Origin of the sequence: Arthrobacter sp. fls2-241-R2A-172, assembly GCF_030208885.1 — a bacterium.
In the GTDB taxonomy this organism is placed as follows: Bacteria; Actinomycetota; Actinomycetes; order Actinomycetales; family Micrococcaceae; genus Arthrobacter.
Window position 1 is genome coordinate 44056 of the sequence record NZ_JARVTB010000007.1, and the last position, 17600, is coordinate 61655.

Annotated in this window: 20 protein-coding genes; 9 read left to right on the plus strand and 11 right to left on the minus strand. The window is 63.6% G+C overall.

The features are described 5' to 3' along the window. From ureG to QRM57_RS12610, 3 genes are read left to right on the plus strand one after another with little or no spacing between them, the layout of a single operon-like run. Nucleotides 1-618, plus strand: a complete 618-nt coding sequence (gene ureG, locus QRM57_RS12600; RefSeq protein ID WP_284986861.1) for an urease accessory protein UreG — start codon at nucleotides 1-3, stop codon at nucleotides 616-618. Continuing rightward, the gene (locus QRM57_RS12605) at nucleotides 615-1559 is read left to right on the plus strand and encodes an urease accessory protein UreD (RefSeq protein ID WP_284986862.1); all 945 of its coding nucleotides are present in this window, start codon (nucleotides 615-617) and stop codon (nucleotides 1557-1559) included. The genes ureG and QRM57_RS12605 overlap by 4 nt, the downstream gene beginning before the upstream one ends. Continuing rightward, nucleotides 1559-2602, plus strand: a complete 1044-nt coding sequence (locus tag QRM57_RS12610) for a HoxN/HupN/NixA family nickel/cobalt transporter (RefSeq protein ID WP_284986863.1) — start codon at nucleotides 1559-1561, stop codon at nucleotides 2600-2602. The genes QRM57_RS12605 and QRM57_RS12610 overlap by 1 nt, the downstream gene beginning before the upstream one ends. Here the strand turns inward: QRM57_RS12610 and QRM57_RS12615 are convergent. Next, entirely contained in the window at nucleotides 2599-3576 is a 978-nt protein-coding gene (locus QRM57_RS12615; RefSeq protein ID WP_284986864.1) for a serine hydrolase domain-containing protein, read from the minus strand. The genes QRM57_RS12610 and QRM57_RS12615 overlap by 4 nt on opposite strands. 118 nt (nucleotides 3577-3694) lie before the next feature. On the opposite strand from QRM57_RS12615, the gene QRM57_RS12620 reads away from it, so the two are divergent. From QRM57_RS12620 to QRM57_RS12635, 4 genes are all read left to right on the plus strand, one after another. Continuing rightward, nucleotides 3695-4204, plus strand: a complete 510-nt coding sequence (locus QRM57_RS12620; protein ID WP_284986865.1) for an RNA polymerase sigma factor — start codon at nucleotides 3695-3697, stop codon at nucleotides 4202-4204. A 59-nt stretch (nucleotides 4205-4263) separates the two neighbouring features. Further along, nucleotides 4264-5238, plus strand: coding sequence for a hypothetical protein (locus QRM57_RS12625; protein WP_284986866.1), 975 nt, complete (start codon nucleotides 4264-4266; stop codon nucleotides 5236-5238). A gap of 148 nt (nucleotides 5239-5386) precedes the next feature. Next, nucleotides 5387-5584 carry a hypothetical protein gene (locus QRM57_RS12630; RefSeq protein WP_235520313.1) on the plus strand — a complete coding sequence of 66 codons (198 nt, stop codon included), beginning with the start codon at nucleotides 5387-5389 and terminating at the stop codon, nucleotides 5582-5584. Next, nucleotides 5581-5811 carry a hypothetical protein gene (locus tag QRM57_RS12635; RefSeq protein WP_257370284.1) on the plus strand — a complete coding sequence of 77 codons (231 nt, stop codon included), beginning with the start codon at nucleotides 5581-5583 and terminating at the stop codon, nucleotides 5809-5811. The genes QRM57_RS12630 and QRM57_RS12635 overlap by 4 nt, the downstream gene beginning before the upstream one ends. Nucleotides 5812-5883: 72 nt before the next feature. Here the strand turns inward: QRM57_RS12635 and QRM57_RS12640 are convergent, their stop codons facing one another. Genes QRM57_RS12640 through QRM57_RS12660 form a run of 5 tightly spaced genes read right to left on the minus strand, consistent with a single transcriptional unit; the run spans nucleotide 5884 to nucleotide 10628 of the window. Next, the gene (locus QRM57_RS12640) at nucleotides 5884-6927 is read right to left on the minus strand and encodes a lactonase family protein (RefSeq protein ID WP_284986867.1); all 1044 of its coding nucleotides are present in this window, start codon (nucleotides 6925-6927) and stop codon (nucleotides 5884-5886) included. A 2-nt stretch (nucleotides 6928-6929) separates the two neighbouring features. Then, nucleotides 6930-7760, minus strand: coding sequence for an aldo/keto reductase (locus QRM57_RS12645; protein ID WP_284986868.1), 831 nt, complete (start codon nucleotides 7758-7760; stop codon nucleotides 6930-6932). A 15-nt stretch (nucleotides 7761-7775) separates the two neighbouring features. Beyond that, nucleotides 7776-8807 (minus strand): NAD-dependent epimerase/dehydratase family protein, encoded by a 1032-nt coding sequence (locus tag QRM57_RS12650; protein ID WP_284986869.1) that lies wholly within the window; start codon nucleotides 8805-8807, stop codon nucleotides 7776-7778. After that, on the minus strand, nucleotides 8804-9775 hold the full coding sequence (locus tag QRM57_RS12655) for an aldo/keto reductase (protein ID WP_284986870.1): 972 nt from the start codon (nucleotides 9773-9775) through the stop codon (nucleotides 8804-8806). Before QRM57_RS12655 ends, QRM57_RS12650 begins: the two co-directional genes overlap by 4 nt. Before the next feature lie 31 nt (nucleotides 9776-9806). Continuing rightward, complete coding sequence (locus QRM57_RS12660) at nucleotides 9807-10628, minus strand: aldo/keto reductase (RefSeq protein ID WP_284986871.1); 822 nt, start codon at nucleotides 10626-10628, stop codon at nucleotides 9807-9809. A 186-nt stretch (nucleotides 10629-10814) separates the two neighbouring features. On the opposite strand from QRM57_RS12660, the gene QRM57_RS12665 reads away from it, so the two are divergent. Continuing rightward, nucleotides 10815-11693: a helix-turn-helix transcriptional regulator gene (locus QRM57_RS12665; RefSeq protein WP_284986872.1), complete on the plus strand. Its 879-nt coding sequence runs from the start codon at nucleotides 10815-10817 to the stop codon at nucleotides 11691-11693. A 51-nt stretch (nucleotides 11694-11744) separates the two neighbouring features. Here the strand turns inward: QRM57_RS12665 and QRM57_RS12670 are convergent, their stop codons facing one another. Together QRM57_RS12670 and QRM57_RS12675 are read right to left on the minus strand one after the other, a co-directional pair. Further along, the gene (locus tag QRM57_RS12670; protein WP_211710990.1) at nucleotides 11745-11954 is read right to left on the minus strand and encodes a dodecin; all 210 of its coding nucleotides are present in this window, start codon (nucleotides 11952-11954) and stop codon (nucleotides 11745-11747) included. Between the two features lie 103 nt (nucleotides 11955-12057). Further along, nucleotides 12058-12864: an SDR family oxidoreductase gene (locus tag QRM57_RS12675; protein ID WP_284986873.1), complete on the minus strand. Its 807-nt coding sequence runs from the start codon at nucleotides 12862-12864 to the stop codon at nucleotides 12058-12060. A 158-nt stretch (nucleotides 12865-13022) separates the two neighbouring features. Here QRM57_RS12675 and QRM57_RS12680 point away from each other — a divergent pair, with 158 nt between their 5' ends. Beyond that, entirely contained in the window at nucleotides 13023-13454 is a 432-nt protein-coding gene (locus tag QRM57_RS12680) for a universal stress protein (protein ID WP_284986874.1), read from the plus strand. An 80-nt stretch (nucleotides 13455-13534) separates the two neighbouring features. Here QRM57_RS12680 and QRM57_RS12685 read toward each other — a convergent pair whose 3' ends face one another. Genes QRM57_RS12685 through QRM57_RS12695 form a run of 3 tightly spaced genes read right to left on the minus strand, consistent with a single transcriptional unit; the run spans nucleotide 13535 to nucleotide 17596 of the window. Then, nucleotides 13535-15211: a thiamine pyrophosphate-binding protein gene (locus QRM57_RS12685; RefSeq protein WP_284986875.1), complete on the minus strand. Its 1677-nt coding sequence runs from the start codon at nucleotides 15209-15211 to the stop codon at nucleotides 13535-13537. Continuing rightward, a complete protein-coding gene (locus QRM57_RS12690) occupies nucleotides 15208-15984 on the minus strand; it encodes a cyclase family protein (protein ID WP_284986876.1) in 777 nt (258 codons plus the stop codon). The genes QRM57_RS12685 and QRM57_RS12690 overlap by 4 nt, the downstream gene beginning before the upstream one ends. A 7-nt stretch (nucleotides 15985-15991) precedes the next feature. Beyond that, complete coding sequence (locus QRM57_RS12695; RefSeq protein ID WP_284986877.1) at nucleotides 15992-17596, minus strand: phytoene desaturase family protein; 1605 nt, start codon at nucleotides 17594-17596, stop codon at nucleotides 15992-15994. Nucleotides 17597-17600 lie beyond the last annotated feature (4 nt).

The following is a 17600-nucleotide window of genomic DNA, read 5'->3' on the forward strand; positions in this document are numbered from 1 at the left end:
ATGACAGAACCCATCAGGATCGGTGTAGGCGGACCCGTCGGAGCAGGCAAGACCCAACTCGTGGAACGCATCACCCGGCACATGAGCGGAAACATCTCCATGGCTGCCATCACCAACGACATCTACACCATCGAAGACGCCAAAATCCTCGCCGCCAACGGTATCCTCCCCGAAGACCGGATCATTGGCGTCGAAACCGGCGGATGCCCGCACACCGCCATCCGCGATGACACCTCCATGAACACCGCGGCCATCGAAGAACTGAAGGCACGCCACCCCGACCTGCAGGTCATCTTCGTAGAGTCCGGCGGCGACAACCTCTCCGCCACCTTCAGCCCCGAACTCGTGGACTTCTCCATCTACATCATCGACGTCGCCCAGGGCGAGAAGATCCCCCGCAAAGCCGGGCAAGGCATGATCAAGTCCGACCTCTTCATCATCAACAAAACAGACCTCGCACCCCACGTCGGGGCGGACCTGGCCATCATGGAGCGGGACTCCAAGGAGTTCCGCGGCAACAAACCGTTCTGCTTCACCAACCTGAAAACTGACGAAGGGCTCGAAAACGTCCTGAGCTGGATCCGGCGGGATGTCTTGATGCTCGACTTGGCGCAATGAGCCGCATCGCGACGGCGGCTTCGCCGGATTTTGGGCCGTGCCCGCTTCGCGATGCCCGCCACGCCGCGGCCCAAAAATCCGGCTCACCCACCTCGGCGGTCACGTCGCCAAGGGGTGAACTCCGGTTACAGATCGCCGTGCGGAACGGACGGTCTGTTGCTGCGCGGCAGTTCCATGAGGGGGCTTTGCGGGTGCTTCGGGCGCATTACTTGGATCAAAGTGGGCAGGTTTGCTACGTCATGGTCAATCCGGGTGGGGCGTATCTGGGGGCGGATCTGTTCCTCATTGACGTGGAGGTAGAGGATGGGGCGGACCTGCTGCTCACCACGCAGTCGGCTACCAAGATTTACCGGACTCCGGGGTCCTTTGCTGAGCAGCGCATGAACATCAGGCTGGGGGAGGGCGCTCGGTTGGAGCTGGTGCCCGACCAGTTGATCGCCTACCGGGAGGCCAGCTACCGGCAGAATTCGCGTATCAGTCTCCACCCGTCGTCGTGCCTTGTCATGGCGGAGGTCGTCACGCCGGGATGGTCGCCGGACGGTGCTGCCTTCAAGTATGAAGAGGTGCGGCTCCGCAACGAGATCTGGATCGAGGACGACGCCGGGCCGGCGTTGTTGGCGCTGGACAACCTTTTGATCCGCCCGCCTGTAAACGACGTCAGTGGGATGGGGTTCATGGAGGGTTTCAGTCATCTGGGCTCGTTGGTGGTGGTGGACCCACGGGTGGGCCAGGAACTTGCTGACGAACTGAGCCACTTGGCTAGTGACTTTGACGCCTATACGGGTGTTTCGTTGACGCAGACCCTTGCCGGAAGCACCGGTCTCGTGCTGCGATCGTTGTCGAACAGCACTGGGGAACTCAACAATTTACTGGGTGCCTGCACCAGCGTTCTGCGGGAACGTTGGTTCGGCCAGGCGCCTTTGAACCTGAGGAAGTACTGATGACCGCGCTGACTGAGTTCGCCACCATGTACCGGGAGCGCGAGAACCTTTCCCTGCGGACCCGATTGCTGTTCACCTTCGGTGCCGTAGCCGCGTTGCATGCCGCCGCCGTCATTCTTCTGCTGGCCGGCGCCGCCGGCGGTGCCCAACCGTTGGCGCTGGGTCTGGTGGTCACCGCGTACGTGGCGGGCATTAAGCACAGTTACGACTGGGACCATATCGCTGCGATCGACAATTCCACCCGGAAGTTCGTCGCCCAGCATAAGGACCCCGTGAGCGTGGGTTTCGCGTTCAGCCTGGGCCACAGCTCGGTGGTGGTGCTGGCCGGATTGCTGGTGGTGGCGGGAGCCACGCTGGTGGGGCAGTTCATGGAGGACGGCACCACAGGCAACAAGGTGCTGGGCTTGATCGGGAGCGGCGTCTCGGGGCTGTTCCTGCTGGCGATGGGCCTCTTCAACGGCTCGGCCTTCGTGCGCGCCACCAAGCTGTACCGGGACGTGCAGGCCGGCGGTGAGGTCCGCCACGAAGACCTCGAAGCGAAAGGCTTCGTCGCCCGGCTGCTGGCCAAACCACTGTCCAAGGTGGAGCGGCCACGAAACATATATGTGATCGGTTTCCTGTTCGGGCTGGGCTTCGATACCGCCACCACCATCGGGCTGCTGGTGATAACCACGACGGCGTCACTCGCCGGAGTATCGCCGCTCGCCTTGATGGCGCTGCCGCTAGCGTTCACCGCAGCCATGACCCTGTGCGATTCCGCCAACGGCGTGGCCATGATGAAGATGTACAAATCCGCGATCAACAATCCTCAGCGCAAGCTCGGTTTCAATGCGCTGATAACAGGTATCTCGGCTGTGTCGGCCCTGTTCATCTCCGTAGTCACACTTGGCGGGTTCGCCAATGCCGCTTTTGGGCTGGAGGACCCGCTGACTTCGTGGCTCGGCGAAGTGGACCTCGGCGACGCGGGCCTGATCCTCGTGGCATTGTTCGCCATGGTGTGGGCTGTGTCCGCATGGCGGGGACGGGTTGCCCGCAGGGACTAGGAAGCTGCCACTGCGTTGAACAACGCTGTGGTGTCCACGCCCAGGTCCGGGGTGTCCAGGACATTCGTCAGGAACACCACGCAGCGATCCTGCTCAGGGAACATCCACCACTCCGTTCCTGACCAACCGGGGTGGCCGTAGATCCCCCGTGCGATCAACTCGGACTCGTTGGCCGGCAATTGGAATCCCAGACCGGTGTGGCGAAGAGGTTTGGGCCGGGTGGTGATGTGTGAAAGCTCCGTGGTCCGAGGCCGGCGCATGGCTGCCAGGGTGGCTGGTTGGACGGCCTTGCCGGAATCCCTGAGCAACTCCGTTCCGAGATTGAGCAGGTCCGTCGCTGTTCCGAAGAGTCCCGCCCCCGGATGCCTTTGCTGGAACATGGCCTCGGCGTTCAGTCCCTCCGCCTCGGTTCCGTGCACCGTATGTGGGTTGCAGTCCGTGCTGAAAGTGAGGCCGCTTGCGCCGGTGTCGGCTGCCAGGGACAGGACCTGCTCCTCAAAAGGACGCCCATCAGCCCACTCGGCCATGGCTGCTGCACCCTCGAAAGCGATGTTGCAGTACTGGACCAAGGATCCCGCGTAGAAGGTCTGGCCCGCCGAGGTGAGGGCGTCGCGGAGGGGGACACCGTCGTCGAGCTCCGGGTCGGTGATCCCGGACCGGTGACTGAGCAGGTGCTCCAGCGTTACGGTGTCGGTGCGGCCGGCGCCGAAACCCGGAACCGCCGTCGAGAGCGCATTGCCCAGCGATAGCTTTCCCAACTCGACCTGGCGCATGACGGCCAGGGCACTGATGGGCTTTGAAACGGAGAACAGCGCGAAGTGGTCGTCGACGGTCGCTTGCCGGCCGCCGTCGGACCCGAATGCTACGACGTCCTCAATCCCGTTGCTGGACGCGATCCCCAGAACCGCAAGCGGCACGCGGCCGAGGTCTACCTGCTGACGCGCCCACTCAACTGACGCTCCTGTTTTCACCATGACTCGAAACTATCGCAGGGATCACAGCAAAAACTCTTCGCCGCGTGTAACCATGGCGACCGGGCCGGAAACTAACCAAGTATCCTGCAGGTCCGGGTTCTATATTCAGGGGGAAATCGTGCTTTCCGAGCGCGAATTGGCATTCATCGCCATTCACAATGACAGCTATCCATCCGTCTACAAGTTCGTTTGCCGACGCGTTGAATCGTCGCATGTGGCGGAGGAGATAGCAGCGGATGTATTCCGCGTCGTGTGGCAAAAATGGGTGGACGACTCACGCCCGGACCTCGCCTACTTGTTGACCATTGCCCGCAACCTGGTGGGCAACGCGTACCGCAGCCGCGACAGGCGGCAGGCGCTGCAGGAGAAATTGCGCACGACGGCGGTCCAGCGGTTTGGCGACAACTCGGAAAACGTTGCCGTTCAGGAAGCGATGGACCGCCTTCGCGAGAAGGACCGTGACATATTGCAGCTGGCCTACTGGGACGACCTGGGGATCGCCGACATCGCCGCTGTGCTGCAGTGCAGTGAATCAGCAGCGAAAGTCCGTCTCCACCGGGCACGCGCGGCCTTCCGGAAGCAGATGCCTGCAGGGGCCGACCCGACTACAGAGAAGATGGGGGTCTGAAGACAATGGATCCGATCAAGAACCAAATTTCAGCTATTGACCCGCTCACTATCGATCCAGTGACGGAACCGAACGGCGAAGAAGCCCTGCACAAGATCCTGTCGGGATCCACTGTGTACAGCGACAGCAGCCCACTGGCCGGGGTCACGTCCCTGGAAAACCGACGGCGGCGCAAGGCCCAGATCGCCGGCGGGCTCCTGCTCGGCGCAGCCGCCGTCACCGCCGGGGTGCTTGTCGCAGCGAATTTCGGGACCGTGACCTCAACCCCGGCGCCCGCGAACACGGTGACGTCGACGGAGGCGACCCCCACACCCAGTGCGTCCGCAACGCCGACTCCTACGGCGACGCCGTCCGCAACGCCCACGGCAAGCCCGACGCCCACAACCACCCAGGCGCCGACCCCCACCGTGCCTGCTGCACCGACAACCGCTCCGGTGGTCCCGCCGGTGCAGGTTCCCACGAGCCAGACCTTCACCTTCCCGGACGGGCACCTGTCCTTCACGTACCCGGTGGGCTGGAGTGTCCGGGCGGAACAGGGACCGTACGATCCGCCCGGGACCGCGGAAGCCTCACGCATTGTGACTGTTTTCGATGCCGCTGGGGCCGAGGTAGCGCGCGTGTTCAACGGAAACTACGCGGATGGGACGGGCGGCTGGGTGAAGCGAACCGTCTACGACCGCACCACAGTACCTGGAGTGGTTTCCACAACCTCAGCCAGTGATCCCGTGCAGTTCGGCTTCTTTGCCCATCAGGCGGCCATGATGGTTCACCCGGGAGAAACGCCTTCGACCGCGGAACTGGATCAGACGCCCACATACATCATGGATGTCCGCCTGGCCTCAGAGATGCAATCCGGGGAAACGGGCTCAGGTATCAATCAGGTCCGTGTGCCCAACGGAATCATGAGTGCCTACGCGATCTTCGACCCCGCCAAGCAGCCGGCCTTCGCCACTCCAGAGGCAGCCAAAGCCTGGATGAAGACCACGCAATACGCGCAGCTGAAGGCACTTTTTCTTAGCCTGAGCTACAAGTAGGCGGGCCCCATGGCGGTTCCTGTGCAAAAGCACTGTGCCGCAGGAGAACGTTATTCATTTGTCCATAACGATCATCGCTTGAGTTTCATAGGGTTGAGGAGATCTGCTTCACAAAATCCCCCGAACTACCCAAGGATGAGTTTCAACGATGAAGAGCATCGCCCTCCTGCGCGAACGAGCCACCCGCGTCATGCCTACCGGTTCCCACTGCCCGGCGTCGGGCCTGTGGAGCCCGGACTCCGACCCGGAAGCAGTCCAGGTCTTCGCAGAGGGCAGTGTTCTTCCGTCCTACCAGGGCACGCCCACGGTTTGGCGGCGGCGATCCACGGCTGAAGTCCCGGCATGACCAGCACCATCCTGAACAGGCCCGCCGATTACCGCCACGTCCCGTCGGCGGAATGGTCTGAGCTCAGCGCCGGTGATCCCGTGTGGATTTACGATGTCGCGTGGGGCGCAGGTGTAGGTCGCGTCGACGACGTTTCCAAGCACCAGGAGTTGCTCTGGGTCGTCCTCGAACCGACGGGCCGCAAACTCATCTGCGGCACGGACGACGTCGAGGTCTGGACCGCCTGAAAACTCGCCGGGATGGCACATGATGACAATGTCTGAGCGGATGATTGTCATCAAGTGCCATCTCGGTGTCAGTTAACCCGCCGGGACAAGGACGCTGGGAGAACCCGTCTCTACCCGGCCCACCGGGCCACCCGGCAGTCCCGTTTCCGGGTGGAGCCTGAAGCTCACGACGTCGTCGGAACCTTCGTTCGCGACGTACAGCCAGCCTTCCCGGACCAAGTGGTGGCGCGGCCATTCGCCACCACACGGCGCGTCCGCCAGGGGTTCGATTTCGGTGCCGTCCTCGGAGACCGCAAGCACGCAGATGCGGTTGGTTCCGCGGACGCCAACGTAGGCGAAGCGGCCGTCCGGAGACAGGGCGATTTCAGCTCCCGCGTCGCCCTCCTGGGCACCGTTTGCGCTTGCCGGAACCATTGCAGTCAGCTCGTACGTGCCATCGGGCTGCATACGGAGTGCGGCCACTTCCACCGAGTACTCCGTATCCACGAACACTGTGCCGCCGTGGTGGCGGGCCATGTGCCGGGGGCCGGATCCTTCCGGCAGGACCACTTGATGATCGATCACCAGTCCCTCACCCACCGTGTACTTCCAGATGCGCACCAGGTCATGTCCAAGGTCAGTGGTCATGACGCGGCCATCGGGAAGCATCAGGCTCGAATGGGCGCGGCTGGGCCGGCCCGGCTCCGGAGCCACTGCGGTGTGGGGATCGACGGCGGCTTCCGCGCTGGTGCGCGAGGTGATGGCGCCGTCGTCGTCCAGTTCGTACAGGATGACCTGGCCGTCGCCCCAGCAGGTGGCCACGATGAAACGGCCTTGGGGATCCGCAGCGACGTGGCACGTGGCCTCGCCCGCGGGCCACGGTTCACCGAAAGCCTCCAGCTCAGCGGCACCCGTCCTGCGATAGGCCTGCACAGTCTTGCCCTCCTCCGCCACGGCGTAGAGCACCGGGAGCGTGGGGTGCAGCGCAAGGAACGACGGCGAGTTTGCCTCGATGGCCAGACCGACCGAGGTTAGCTGGCCGTTGTCATCGGCGGAAAGGGCTGTGATGCCCTTCCCGTTTCCGTTCCTGTCGGCAGTGTAGGAGCCGGTCCAGATGAGTGTTTCTGCTGTTTCCATGGTCAGTGCCCCTGAACGTCCGAGTCGACGCCCGCGTCCGGGCCGGCGTCGAGTGTTTGCAGTTTGCTGAGGTCATCCTGGTCCAGCTCGAAGTCGAACACCTCCAGGTTCTCCTTCATCCGTTCCGGGTTGGCGGTCTTGGGAATGGCAACCAGGCCCTGCTGCACGTGCCAGCGAAGCACAATCTGGCCCGGGCTCTTTCCGTGTTTCTCGCCAACCGCAGCCAGGACAGGGGCGTTCAACAACTCGCTGCTGGCCCCCAATGGACTGTAGGACTCGGTGATGATGCCGTGGCGTTCGTTGAAAGCCCGTGCGGCGGGCCGGGGAATGGAAGGGCTGACCTGGATCTGGTTGACGGCGGGAACCACGTCCGTTTCCCGGAAAAGGCGGTCCAGGTGCGCGGGCTTGAAGTTGGAAACCCCGATGGAGCGTGCTTTGCCGGACGCCCGGAGTTCCTCGAAGGTCTTCCACGTGGAGACGAATTCGTCGCGGCGGGGGAGCGGCCAGTGGATGAGGAGCAGGTCCACGTAGTCCAACCCCAGGCGTTCCAACGAGCCGTCCAGACCAGCAACGGCCTTGCCGGAACCTTGGAATTCCCCGTCCAGCTTGGTGGTGATGAAGAGGTCCCCGCGGTCCACCCCGCAGGCCCGGATGCCGTTGCCCACGCCCTTCTCATTGCCATACTTCACGGCGGTATCGATATGGCGATAGCCGCGGGATACAGCCTCCACAACGGCATCCGCCACCTGTGCGTCATTCAGGGGCCACGTGCCCAGTCCCAGTTGGGGAATCCTGTTGCCGTCGTTGAGCTCGATGAGCGGGGCAAATGTCATGGCCGTCTGTTCCTTTCATAGAGCCTCATGGAGCCGATCGCTGAGCTCCATGTAGTCCTCGTTCACCACTTGAAGCTCAGGATGCTGATCATGCCACGCCACGATCTCCCTTGCACCGTCCGCGAAGGGGATTGTTGCCCGATAGTCCGGAACGAGGGCTTTGATCTTGGAGTTGTCGAAAACCACGGAGTGGGAGCGGTCGCCCTGCAGATTGGGCCCCAGCTCCGGGCTGTGGGCGGCTATGGTTTCGGAGGATACGTGGAAAAGCACGGGCTCCGGAACCCCGGCCGCCCGTGCAAACAAGCGGTAGATCTGGTTCCACGGCAGGTACTCGTCGGAGGTGATGGTGTAACTTTCGCCAACAGCCTGTGGCCGTCCAAGGAGGCCCACGAAGGCCTTGGCGAAATCGCGGCTGTGGGTCACAGTCCACAGCGAGGTGCCATCACCATGGACCATGACCGGCATCCCCGCACGCATACGGTGGATATCCGTCCAGCCACCCACCATGGCAATTTTGGTCCGGTCATAGGTATGAGAAGGCCGCACCACCGTCAGCGGGAAGTCCTGCTCGCGGTACGCCTCGAACAGCACTTCCTCGCAGGCGATCTTGTCCCGCGAGTATTGCCAGAACGGGTTCTTTAAGGGCGTCGATTCCCTGATGGGCAGTGTGGTGGGCGGCTTCTGGTACGCCGAAGCGGAACTGATGAATACATACTGCCCCGTCCGCCTGCGGAACATCTCCACGCCGGCCAGCGCCTGGTCCGGGGTGTAGGAGATAAAGTCCGCAACGGCGTCGAACTCCCTTCCCTGAAGTACCTCACGCACAGCACGGGGATCGCGGATGTCGGCATGCAGCACCTCAGCGCCATCAGGGACCGGCCGGCCGGCTGACCGTCCCCTGTTGAGGATGGTCAGCCGGTGGCCCAGTGCGACGGCGCGTTCAGCCGCTGACGCACTGATGACCCCGGTCCCACCGATGAACAGGATGTTCCGTGGTGCGACCGTATCCGCAGTTTGGCCGAGACTGTTTATGAGGGGGCTGCTCACCAGGCGTAGTCCTCAGGGGCGGGACGGTGGCCCGGGAAGATGTCATCGAGCCGCTTGAGCGCGTCCTCGTTCAGCGTTACATCCATTGCCCGGATGGCGGCGTCCAACTGTTCCTGCGTGCGGGGCCCCACGATCGGTGCCGTCACGGCGGGCTGGTGGAGCAACCAGGCCAGTGCTACGTCGCCAGGGGCGTGGCCGAGCTCGTCCGCGAAATCCTCGTACAGGCGGATCTGGTCCTCATGCTTCTTGAGGGTTTCAAGCGCACGGCCCTCTGTGCGGCGCACACCCTGCTCTTCCTTCTTCAGCACACCGCCCAGCAAGCCACCCTGCAACGGTGACCAGGGGATCAGGCCAAGGCCATATTGCTGCGCGGCCGGGATGACTTCCAGCTCCAGTTCGCGCTTGAACAGGTTGTAGATGGACTGCTCGCTGACCAGTCCGGTGTAGTTCCGCCGGCGCGCGGCCTCTTGGGCCTGCGCGATGTGCCAGCCCGCGAAGTTGCTGCTGCCCGAGTAGAGGATCTTGCCCTGCTGGACTCCAACTTCGATCGCCTGCCAGATCTCGTCCCAGGGCGTATCGCGGTCGATGTGGTGGAACTGGTAGATGTCGATGTAATCCGTCTGAAGCCGTTTCAGGCTTGCGTCCAGCGCCCGGCGAATGTTCAGCGCGGACAGCTTGGACTCGTTGGGGCGGTCTGTCATGGTGCCGTACAACTTGGTGGCCAGGACGGTCCGTTCGCGGCGCTCGCCGCCCTTCGCGAACCAGCGGCCAATGATTTCCTCGGTCCAGCCGCGGTGCTCGGCTCCGCCGTAGACGTTGGCGGTGTCAAAGAAGTTGATGCCGGAATCCAGTGCGGAATCCATGATCGAGTGGGCGGTCGCTTCGTCGGTTTGCGGACCGAAGTTCATGGTGCCCAGGCAGAGACGTGAAACTTTCAGGCCGGAGCGGCCCAAGTGGGTGTACTGCATAGCTGCGGGGTCCTTTTGTCTCGTTGAGTGGCTACATTTGGGTGAAAGCGGCGACGGCGGGATCGGAGCCGATGCGGGCGCCCGCCTCCAGTGCGGTGATTGCTGCCAATTCCGATTCGGTCAGGGTGAGGTCTGCCGCGCCGAAGTTCTCGCGCATGCGGGTGGAGTCAGCGGACTTCGGGATCACGATGGTCCCTTGGGCCAGGTGCCAGGCCAGGATCACCTGGGCAGGAGTGGTGCCGTGCGCCGCCGCCACCAACGCCACCTGCTCGGCGTTCAAGTCCTTGCCCTGTCCCAGCGGACTGTAAGCCTCGACGGCGATGCTCAGATCGCGGCACTTGTTCGCCAGATCACCCTGCTGATACGTGGGGTGGAGTTCGATTTGGTTGACGGCAGGCACCACCTCTGTTTCCCGGAGGAGGGTGTCCAGATGGTCGGAGAGGAAGTTCGAGACGCCTATCGCCCGGATCTGCTTGTCCTGATACAGCTTCTCCATCTCCTTCCATGCCTGCGTGTAAAGTCCCTGTGACGGGACGGGCCAGTGGATCAGGTAGAGGTCTATGACCTCCAGGCCCAGTGCGTCCCTGCTGCGCTGGAACGCGTCGTAAGCCTCGCCTTGCTCGCCGTTGCGGAGCTTGGTGGTGATGAAAAGTTCCTCGCGGGGAATCCCCGAGGCCGCGACGGCCGCGCCGACTCCGGCCTCGTTGCGGTACGCGGCCGCGGTGTCGATGTGGCGGTAGCCGGCCTCCAATGCATCTTCCACCACCTTCTGCGTTTCATCCGCAGGCACTTGGAATACACCAAATCCCAGCTGTGGGATGGTGACGCCGTTGTTCAATGTCAGCTCTGGCATGACGGTCTCCTTCGACTGGATGGTTTGGGTGGTGACACTCCAGAAAGCGTTTTCGGGGGCTCGATACTGAGCCTATGCAGTTTTGGGGGCTGAGTCAGCAATCCTGCCTGATCCTGTTTTTCCTAGGTCTGGTAGTCCTACCCAAAATGGTGGTCTTTCAAGCACCCGGAACGGCAGAATGGACGGATGGGTCAAAGCGCGGAGTTCGGTAAATTCCTCAAAGTCATGCGTGCCCGCCTCTCACCCGACGACGCCGGGACGCAGGAGTCGGGCGGTTCCCGCCGTGTCCCCGGACTCCGCCGTGAAGAGGTGGCCAGGCTCTCGGGCGTCAGCACCGACTACTACACGCGGCTGGAACAGGGCCGCAACATCCACCCCTCCAAGGCAGTCCTGGAGTCCGTCGCACGGGCGCTCCGCCTTGACGCGGGGGAGCAGGCACACATGATGGACCTGCTGGAACACTGTGCCAGCTCCTCCGGCAACCCGGGCCCGGTGCAAAAGGTGCGTCCGGCGTTGCGGCAACTCCTGGACGCCGTCGGCGATGTTCCTGCAATGCTGCTGGGCAGGCGGGCGGACGTCTTGGCCGCCAACCGGATGGCGCACCTGCTCTTCACCGATTTCTCCGCGCTGCCCGCACCCGAACGCAACCTGACTCGGTGGATCATTCTGGATCCAGCAGCGGGGAGCCTGTTCAGGGACTGGAAAACGGTAGCCGCCGAAGCCGTCGGAGCTCTGCGGATGGACGTCGGCAGGCATCCCAACGATCCCCAAACCAACCAGCTGGTGGGTGAACTTGCCGTGCACAGCGAACACTTCCGCCAATGGTGGGCCGGTCACCGTGTGGCCACCAGGTCCGCCGGCGCAGTCCGGCTGCACCACCCCGTGGTGGGGGACCTGGAACTGAACTTTGAAACCCTCAGTCTCCCGGACGACCCCGACCAGCTGCTAAGGGTGTATTCGGCGAAGGCCGGTTCACCGTCGTCGGACGCTTTGACGTTGCTCAACTTCGGCGACGTGGGCACTGCCTCGCAGGTGCCCGAGCCTGCGCGCCGAGATGACAGTTAATGCCAATGTTCCTCCGAAACATCGGCATTAACTGTCATCTCGCAGAGCGTTTCAGCGCTCCAGGCGGAAACCAAGCTTGATGGTGACCTGCCAGTCGGCCACTGCGCCGTCCTCGAGGTGACCGCGGATCTCCTTGACCTCAAACCAGTCCAGGTTGCGCAGGGTCTGGGATGCGGTGGCGATGCCGTTCTTGATCGCGTCGTCAACGCCTTCGCTGGAAGTTCCTACAATTTCGGAAACGCTATATGTGTGGCCAGCCATGGTGCTCCTCATCGTCGTTCCTGAATCTTGAATCCGGCCCGCCAGGCAGGCCGTCCAAGCAGACTAGCCCACTGGCCTCCGGGCGGCCAGAGCTTGCCGGGGCCTAGCTTTCCCGCCAGTCGTTGCTGGTGATGTGCGATCCCGCCTGCGGTCCCATCTGCAGCATTCCGCCGTCCACAGGCCACGATGCGCCATTGACGTAACTGGCTGCCGGGGACGCCAAGAACGCGATGACTGCGGCGATCTCCCTGGCATCTCCTGGCCGTCCCAGCGGTACTCCGGGCCGTTCCTCCTGCTCCGGGTCCTGGTCGGTTTGCCCCGTCATGGGGGTCGCAATTTCGCCGGGCGCGACGTTGTTCGCTGTGATCCCATGCTCGGCCAGTTCCAAGGCCATGGTCTTAATCAGTCCACCCAGGCCATGCTTGGAGGCGTCATAGGCCGAGGCTCCCACCCGGGGTTGGAACTCGTGCACGCTGGTCACCGCGATGATGCGTCCGCCGCGACCAGCCTTGACCATGCGTTTAGCCGCAGTCTGCATGGCAACGAATGCGCCGTTGAGGTTGGTGTCCAGGGTGGATATCCAGGTGTCGTAGTCGAGCTCCAGGAACTTGGTGCCGTCGCCGGTGCCGGAGTTGTTGACGAAGACGTCGACGCCGCCGAGCTCATCGGCCAGCTTCCCGATGGCGGCTGCCGTTGCGCGGATGTCCGTGGTGTCCAACTGTTGGACGACGGCTTTGCGGCCCAGTGCGCGGACTTCCCCCGCGGTTTCTTCGGCGCCCTGCTGGTCCGAATGCCAGGTAATCCCTACATCCATGCCGGCCTGGGCCAAAGCCACCGCGGTAGCCCGTCCGATGCCTGAATCCGATCCCGTGACGATGGCGGTCTGCGGGGAAAATGGTGCGTCGCTCATGGTCCTGCCCTTCGGTCGTGTGATCGTTCCGATGACCTATCCCTACCCGGACCAGCCGCGCCGTAAACACCGTATGCCTGTACTTGCCCCGGCGGATACGGATGGAGTGTAGATTTCTAGCAGCAGCACCCAGTAAATCCCCTGAACCAGGAGTACTCATGTCAGAAGTAATTGTGGTCGGCGTCGATAACAGCGAAACGGCCAAACGGGCGGCAGTGGCAGCAGCGAAGCTCGCCACCGCGCTCGGTGCCGAACTGCACGTGATCAGCGGCTTCTCCGACGACCGCATCGAAGAATTCGGCAGCGGGAGCGACCGCATCACTGTCTCTTCGGCGGACTCGGCAGAATACGTTGCCCGCAAGGTCTCCGAGGAGCTGGACATTCCTGCCGCTAACGTCAAGTACTTCGCTGCACGCGGCACGCCGGCCAACGCCCTGATCAACTACGCCGAGACCAATGGTGCCTCGCTGATCGTGGTGGGAAACAAGCGCATGAAGGGCTTGGGACGCGTCCTGGGCAGCATCGCCAACAGCGTGGCACACGGTGCTCCGTGCGACGTGTACATCGTGAACACGGACGTGGACGCATAACCCGCCCATGTAAGCAGTAGAAGAGGCCGTTTTGAGTGTTCAAAACGGCCTCTTCTGTACCCGCGTGGACAGCCCGGACGCTAGTGCCCTTGGAATGCCTCCGCCAGCCACCACGAGCCGCCGTCTGAGGCGATCTTTGCGTCGATGACCAGTGGCCGGTCCTGGGTCCCGGCTTCGTAGGCTGCGATCCAAGGGCGCACGGCGTCCAGGTCCGCTTCGGTCCTGACGGTGACTCCGTGAGCCCCGAAGCCGCGTGCAATCGCGGCGATATCCGTGTCCGGGAACACCACGCTGGACAGGTCCTCCGGCGAATGTTCTGACGCAAAGTGGTGCACTTCGGCCCCATAGGCGGCGTCGTTATAGACGATGCACACCAGCGGCAGCTTCATCCGGACTGCTGTCTCCAGTTCGCTGATGCCCATCAGGAAACCGCCATCGCCGGCCCCCAGGACCGGCAGCCGGTGCGGTTGGGCAACAGCCGCGCCGATCGCCGTGTACAGCCCCAGCCCGATGGCTTGGAACGCTTGCGTGAAGCAGAAACCAAACTCGTCCGGCACCGCCAGGTACTGGCTGGGATAACCCATGAAGTTTCCGGAGTCCACGGCCACTACCCGCTCTGTTGGGAGCATGGAATCGAGTTCGCGGGTCAGCACGCGCGGATCAATGGACGTGGCGGTGGAGAGGTCTTCGGTGGCGACATCGCGCCACCGCGCACCCTGTTTGATGGCCAAGGCGTTGGCTTCGGTGCGGTACTTTTCGGCCGGCTCGGGCTGTGCTTGCTTGAGCGCCGCCAGGGCGTCGGAGGCAGTGAGCGCGGAATCGCCGAGTACTCCCAGCGTGATGGGCCGGTTGGCGCCCAGCGCAGCATCTTCGACGTCGACCTGCACCACTTTCGCATCGGCAGAAATCAACCGCCCATGGCGCATTGTCCACATGTTCAGCGCGCAACCCCAGCCCACGATCAGATCCGCGCCGCTGATCAGCTCTGCTGTCAGCGGCGAAGAGAACCCACCCGAAATTCCGAGGTTGTGGGAATCGCCGTTGAACAGGCCGTTGGCTACCGCCGACGTCGCCACCAACGCGCCGGCATGCCGGGCCAACTCCAGGATTTCCTCCCGGGCGCCGCGCCCACCACGTCCGGCAACAAAGACCGGGCGTTCCGCCGCGGCGATCAGCGTCGCCAGTTGTTCAACTCCGGCGGCGTCCGGCCGCACCTTCAGCGGTTGAGGTACGACGACGGCATCCACCTCGTCTCCGGCGGCTCCACTTTGGATGTCCAGCGGCAAGCTCAGGACCACCGTGCGGCGCTCATTCACAGCAGTGCGGAAAGCCCGGACGGTGTCCGCGACGGCGGTGGCGGGGGAGTGGATCCGTTCCGCGACTGCCCCGACGCTGCGGGCCAGGGCATCCTGGTCGATCTTGAAGTTCGATCGGATCGCGGCGGCCTGGGTATCTGCAGTGAGCACGATCATGGGGGTGCGGCTCTTGGCCGCCTCGCCAACGCCGGTGATGGCGTTCGTGAGGCCACAGCCCTGGTGCGTCGTCACCACGCCAACCTTGCCCGACATTCGCGTGTAGGCGTCCGCCATGGTTGCCGCGCCGCCCTCGTGCCGGGCTGCAGTGAACGGGACTCCGGCCTCCATGAGCGTGCTGGTCACATCGAAATTGCCGCTGCCCACTACTCCAAAGACATGCCCGACGCCGAGCTTCGCCAGCATCCGCCCAACGAGCGTGGAAACCCTCACCTGCTCACTCATGCGCGCTCCACCAAGGCGTACACGCGGCTCGGGCTGCCTGTGCCGCCGACGATCGGCAGCGGGGCAACAACCATGGTGGCCCCTGTGACCGGCAGGCGATCCACGTTGCGAAGGGACGTTACCCCGTACTTGTCTGCTCCGAGGAGGAACGAGTGGACAGGGAACATCGGATCCAGTGCACCTGCCTGACCTGCGTCGATGCCCACCGTCTCCACCCCGAAGCCACTGAGTGAGGCGTTGCCGGCCAGCCACTTGGCACCTGCCGCAGACACCCCCGGAGTGTGCGGTCCGGCGTCGTCCGCGTTGACGAAAGCCGCAGCGTCGGCGCCCCGGGCCGACCATCCGGTGCGGAAAACGATCCAGCAGTTCTCCGGGAACGCGCCATGCTCTTCCTGCCATTGCTCGAAGTGTTCAGGTTCCAGCAGGAAATCGGGGTTGGCAGCGACCTCCGCTGTCTTGTCGATCACCGCGATGGGCCCAATCAGGCGGTGGGGTTCGATCTGGTCCACGGATTTACCGTCCTTGCCGGTGATCCAGTGGACGGGAGCATCCAGGTGCGTCCCCGCATGCTCGCCAACGGTGACGTCGTTCCATGCCCAGGCCGGACCGGCGTCGTCGAAATTACTCACTGGCGAGACGGACAGCCCAACCGTATTCGCGAACGGTTGCGGCAGGTTCAGGATGGGGGTTTCGGAGCTGAGCGGGGTGGTGAGGTCGATGATTTCCACCGAGCCATTCGAAAGGGCTGCAGTGAGCCCGGCCAGAACAGACATTGTTCTCCTATCGCTTGCGTGGTTTCAGTGCTTTTTTGATCAATTTTTGTGCCACCAAGTGCCCTGAGCCGCCCGACAGTCCCGGCCCGGGGTGGGTGGACGCTCCAATATGCCAGAGACCTTCGACGGCGGTTTGATGTCCTGCCGCCGCGGGGAAGGGCCGCCACAAAAGGTTCTGGAACAGCTCGGCCGATCCGCCGTAGGGGTCGCCCTTGACTGCGTTGGGGTTGGTAGCGGCCAGGTCCGTGGGTGCCAGGATGTCCGAGGCGAGGACGGTGTCACGGGTCCCGGGCGCGAACGGTTCCAGCCGGTCAAGAACACGGTCCAGGTAGGCCTGCTTCAGCTCGTCCGTCCAGCCATCGGCCGTTGCGAGTTGCCCCGCTGCGTCACCCACGGGACTGAATGGCACTTCCTGCAACTGCAGCCACAGCGTCGCCTTGCCTTCCGGTGCCCGCGACGGATCCAACACGCATTGCTGGCCCACCACCACCGTAGGTTCAGCGGGCAGCAGTCCGGCTTCGGCTTGGGCGCAAGCGATTCCCGTGCTGTCCGAGCCATTGCTGAGATGCACCAAGGGAACCTTGTTCAGGCGCGCGTCCAGCCACTCCACAGGTTTGTCGAGGGCGAGGTGGATCTGCATGGCTCCGCGGCCGTTCTGGTACTTTTCAGCCGCCGCGGCAGCGGCGGCAGGCGGCCGGCGGAGGAGTTGGGTGTAGAGGGCCTGCGGTGAAACGTTCGCCAGGACGGTCCCGGCGGGGACCACGCCATTCGAGGTCCGAACACCCTTAACCGACCCTGCTCCGACAAGGACCTCTTCTGCCTCAGTACCCAGCATGATCTGCACTCCGTTGTCCTTCAGGAGCGACTCGAACGCCGCAACAAACCGCGAAGCACCGCCCTTGACCACCGGAAGTCCAAAGCCGTGCATGCTCATGGCCATCACCGGCAACATGACGCCGCCGGTCGCCTGGTCCGGGCCGAGCCCTGCGTGGAGGAGCCATGGCGACCACAACTGGTCGGTTTCCCAGCCATCAAAACGGCTGCGGACGTAGTTCCGTCCGCTCATCACCGAGTCCCTGAGGAAGGCTTCAGTCCCTGCCAGCCGGCCCCGCCGCAAGGTCCCGAAGGCGATCTTCGCGACCTCCTTGAAGGAACGCAGCTCCGCGCCGAAGGCTCCGAAGACCGTGCCGGCGTTGCTGCCCAAGTCATCCAGCATGGCCGAGTACGCAGCCTGGTCCGAGGCGACCTTGAATGCTGCGGCCGTTTCCGCTGGATCCCTGTGCGCAATGACCACGCGGTGGGCTCCGGTGGCCGGGTCCGTCGCTACGCTCGCCGTCACGGGCCCGGTGGTGTTGCAGTACTCCAAGCCCCTGGCCTGCAGTTCCTTGCCCAAGGTTGCGTAAGCGCCGCCGGAAACGAACAGGGGATGCCAGGAGGAGAAAGTGTCGTGGATGAAACCCGGAAGGGTCCGCTCGGATGAGTCGATGAAACCACCCAGCCGGTCCGAGCGCTCGATGACACACACGCGCTTCCCGTCCAGGGCAAGTTCGGCCGCGGCGACCAGGGAGTTGATGCCCGAACCAATGATGGCGACGTCAACGGGATCGTTCATACGG

What these genes read in the sequence shown, in the direction of transcription:
- QRM57_RS12670 (WP_211710990.1), bottom strand. Translation starts at nt 11,954, where the DNA reads ATGGCTGGCCACACATATAGCGTTTCCGAAATTGTAGGAACTTCCAGC.
- ureG (WP_284986861.1), top strand. Translation starts at nt 1, where the DNA reads ATGACAGAACCCATCAGGATCGGTGTAGGCGGACCCGTCGGAGCAGGC.
- QRM57_RS12665 (WP_284986872.1), top strand. Translation starts at nt 10,815, where the DNA reads ATGGGTCAAAGCGCGGAGTTCGGTAAATTCCTCAAAGTCATGCGTGCC.
- QRM57_RS12680 (WP_284986874.1), top strand. Translation starts at nt 13,023, where the DNA reads ATGTCAGAAGTAATTGTGGTCGGCGTCGATAACAGCGAAACGGCCAAA.
- QRM57_RS12675 (WP_284986873.1), bottom strand. Translation starts at nt 12,864, where the DNA reads ATGAGCGACGCACCATTTTCCCCGCAGACCGCCATCGTCACGGGATCG.
- QRM57_RS12645 (WP_284986868.1), bottom strand. Translation starts at nt 7,760, where the DNA reads ATGACATTTGCCCCGCTCATCGAGCTCAACGACGGCAACAGGATTCCC.
- QRM57_RS12690 (WP_284986876.1), bottom strand. Translation starts at nt 15,984, where the DNA reads ATGTCTGTTCTGGCCGGGCTCACTGCAGCCCTTTCGAATGGCTCGGTG.
- QRM57_RS12615 (WP_284986864.1), bottom strand. Translation starts at nt 3,576, where the DNA reads ATGGTGAAAACAGGAGCGTCAGTTGAGTGGGCGCGTCAGCAGGTAGAC.
- QRM57_RS12630 (WP_235520313.1), top strand. Translation starts at nt 5,387, where the DNA reads ATGAAGAGCATCGCCCTCCTGCGCGAACGAGCCACCCGCGTCATGCCT.
- QRM57_RS12655 (WP_284986870.1), bottom strand. Translation starts at nt 9,775, where the DNA reads ATGCAGTACACCCACTTGGGCCGCTCCGGCCTGAAAGTTTCACGTCTC.
- QRM57_RS12695 (WP_284986877.1), bottom strand. Translation starts at nt 17,596, where the DNA reads ATGAACGATCCCGTTGACGTCGCCATCATTGGTTCGGGCATCAACTCC.
- QRM57_RS12605 (WP_284986862.1), top strand. Translation starts at nt 615, where the DNA reads ATGAGCCGCATCGCGACGGCGGCTTCGCCGGATTTTGGGCCGTGCCCG.
- QRM57_RS12640 (WP_284986867.1), bottom strand. Translation starts at nt 6,927, where the DNA reads ATGGAAACAGCAGAAACACTCATCTGGACCGGCTCCTACACTGCCGAC.
- QRM57_RS12685 (WP_284986875.1), bottom strand. Translation starts at nt 15,211, where the DNA reads ATGAGTGAGCAGGTGAGGGTTTCCACGCTCGTTGGGCGGATGCTGGCG.
- QRM57_RS12610 (WP_284986863.1), top strand. Translation starts at nt 1,559, where the DNA reads ATGACCGCGCTGACTGAGTTCGCCACCATGTACCGGGAGCGCGAGAAC.
- QRM57_RS12635 (WP_257370284.1), top strand. Translation starts at nt 5,581, where the DNA reads ATGACCAGCACCATCCTGAACAGGCCCGCCGATTACCGCCACGTCCCG.
- QRM57_RS12660 (WP_284986871.1), bottom strand. Translation starts at nt 10,628, where the DNA reads ATGCCAGAGCTGACATTGAACAACGGCGTCACCATCCCACAGCTGGGA.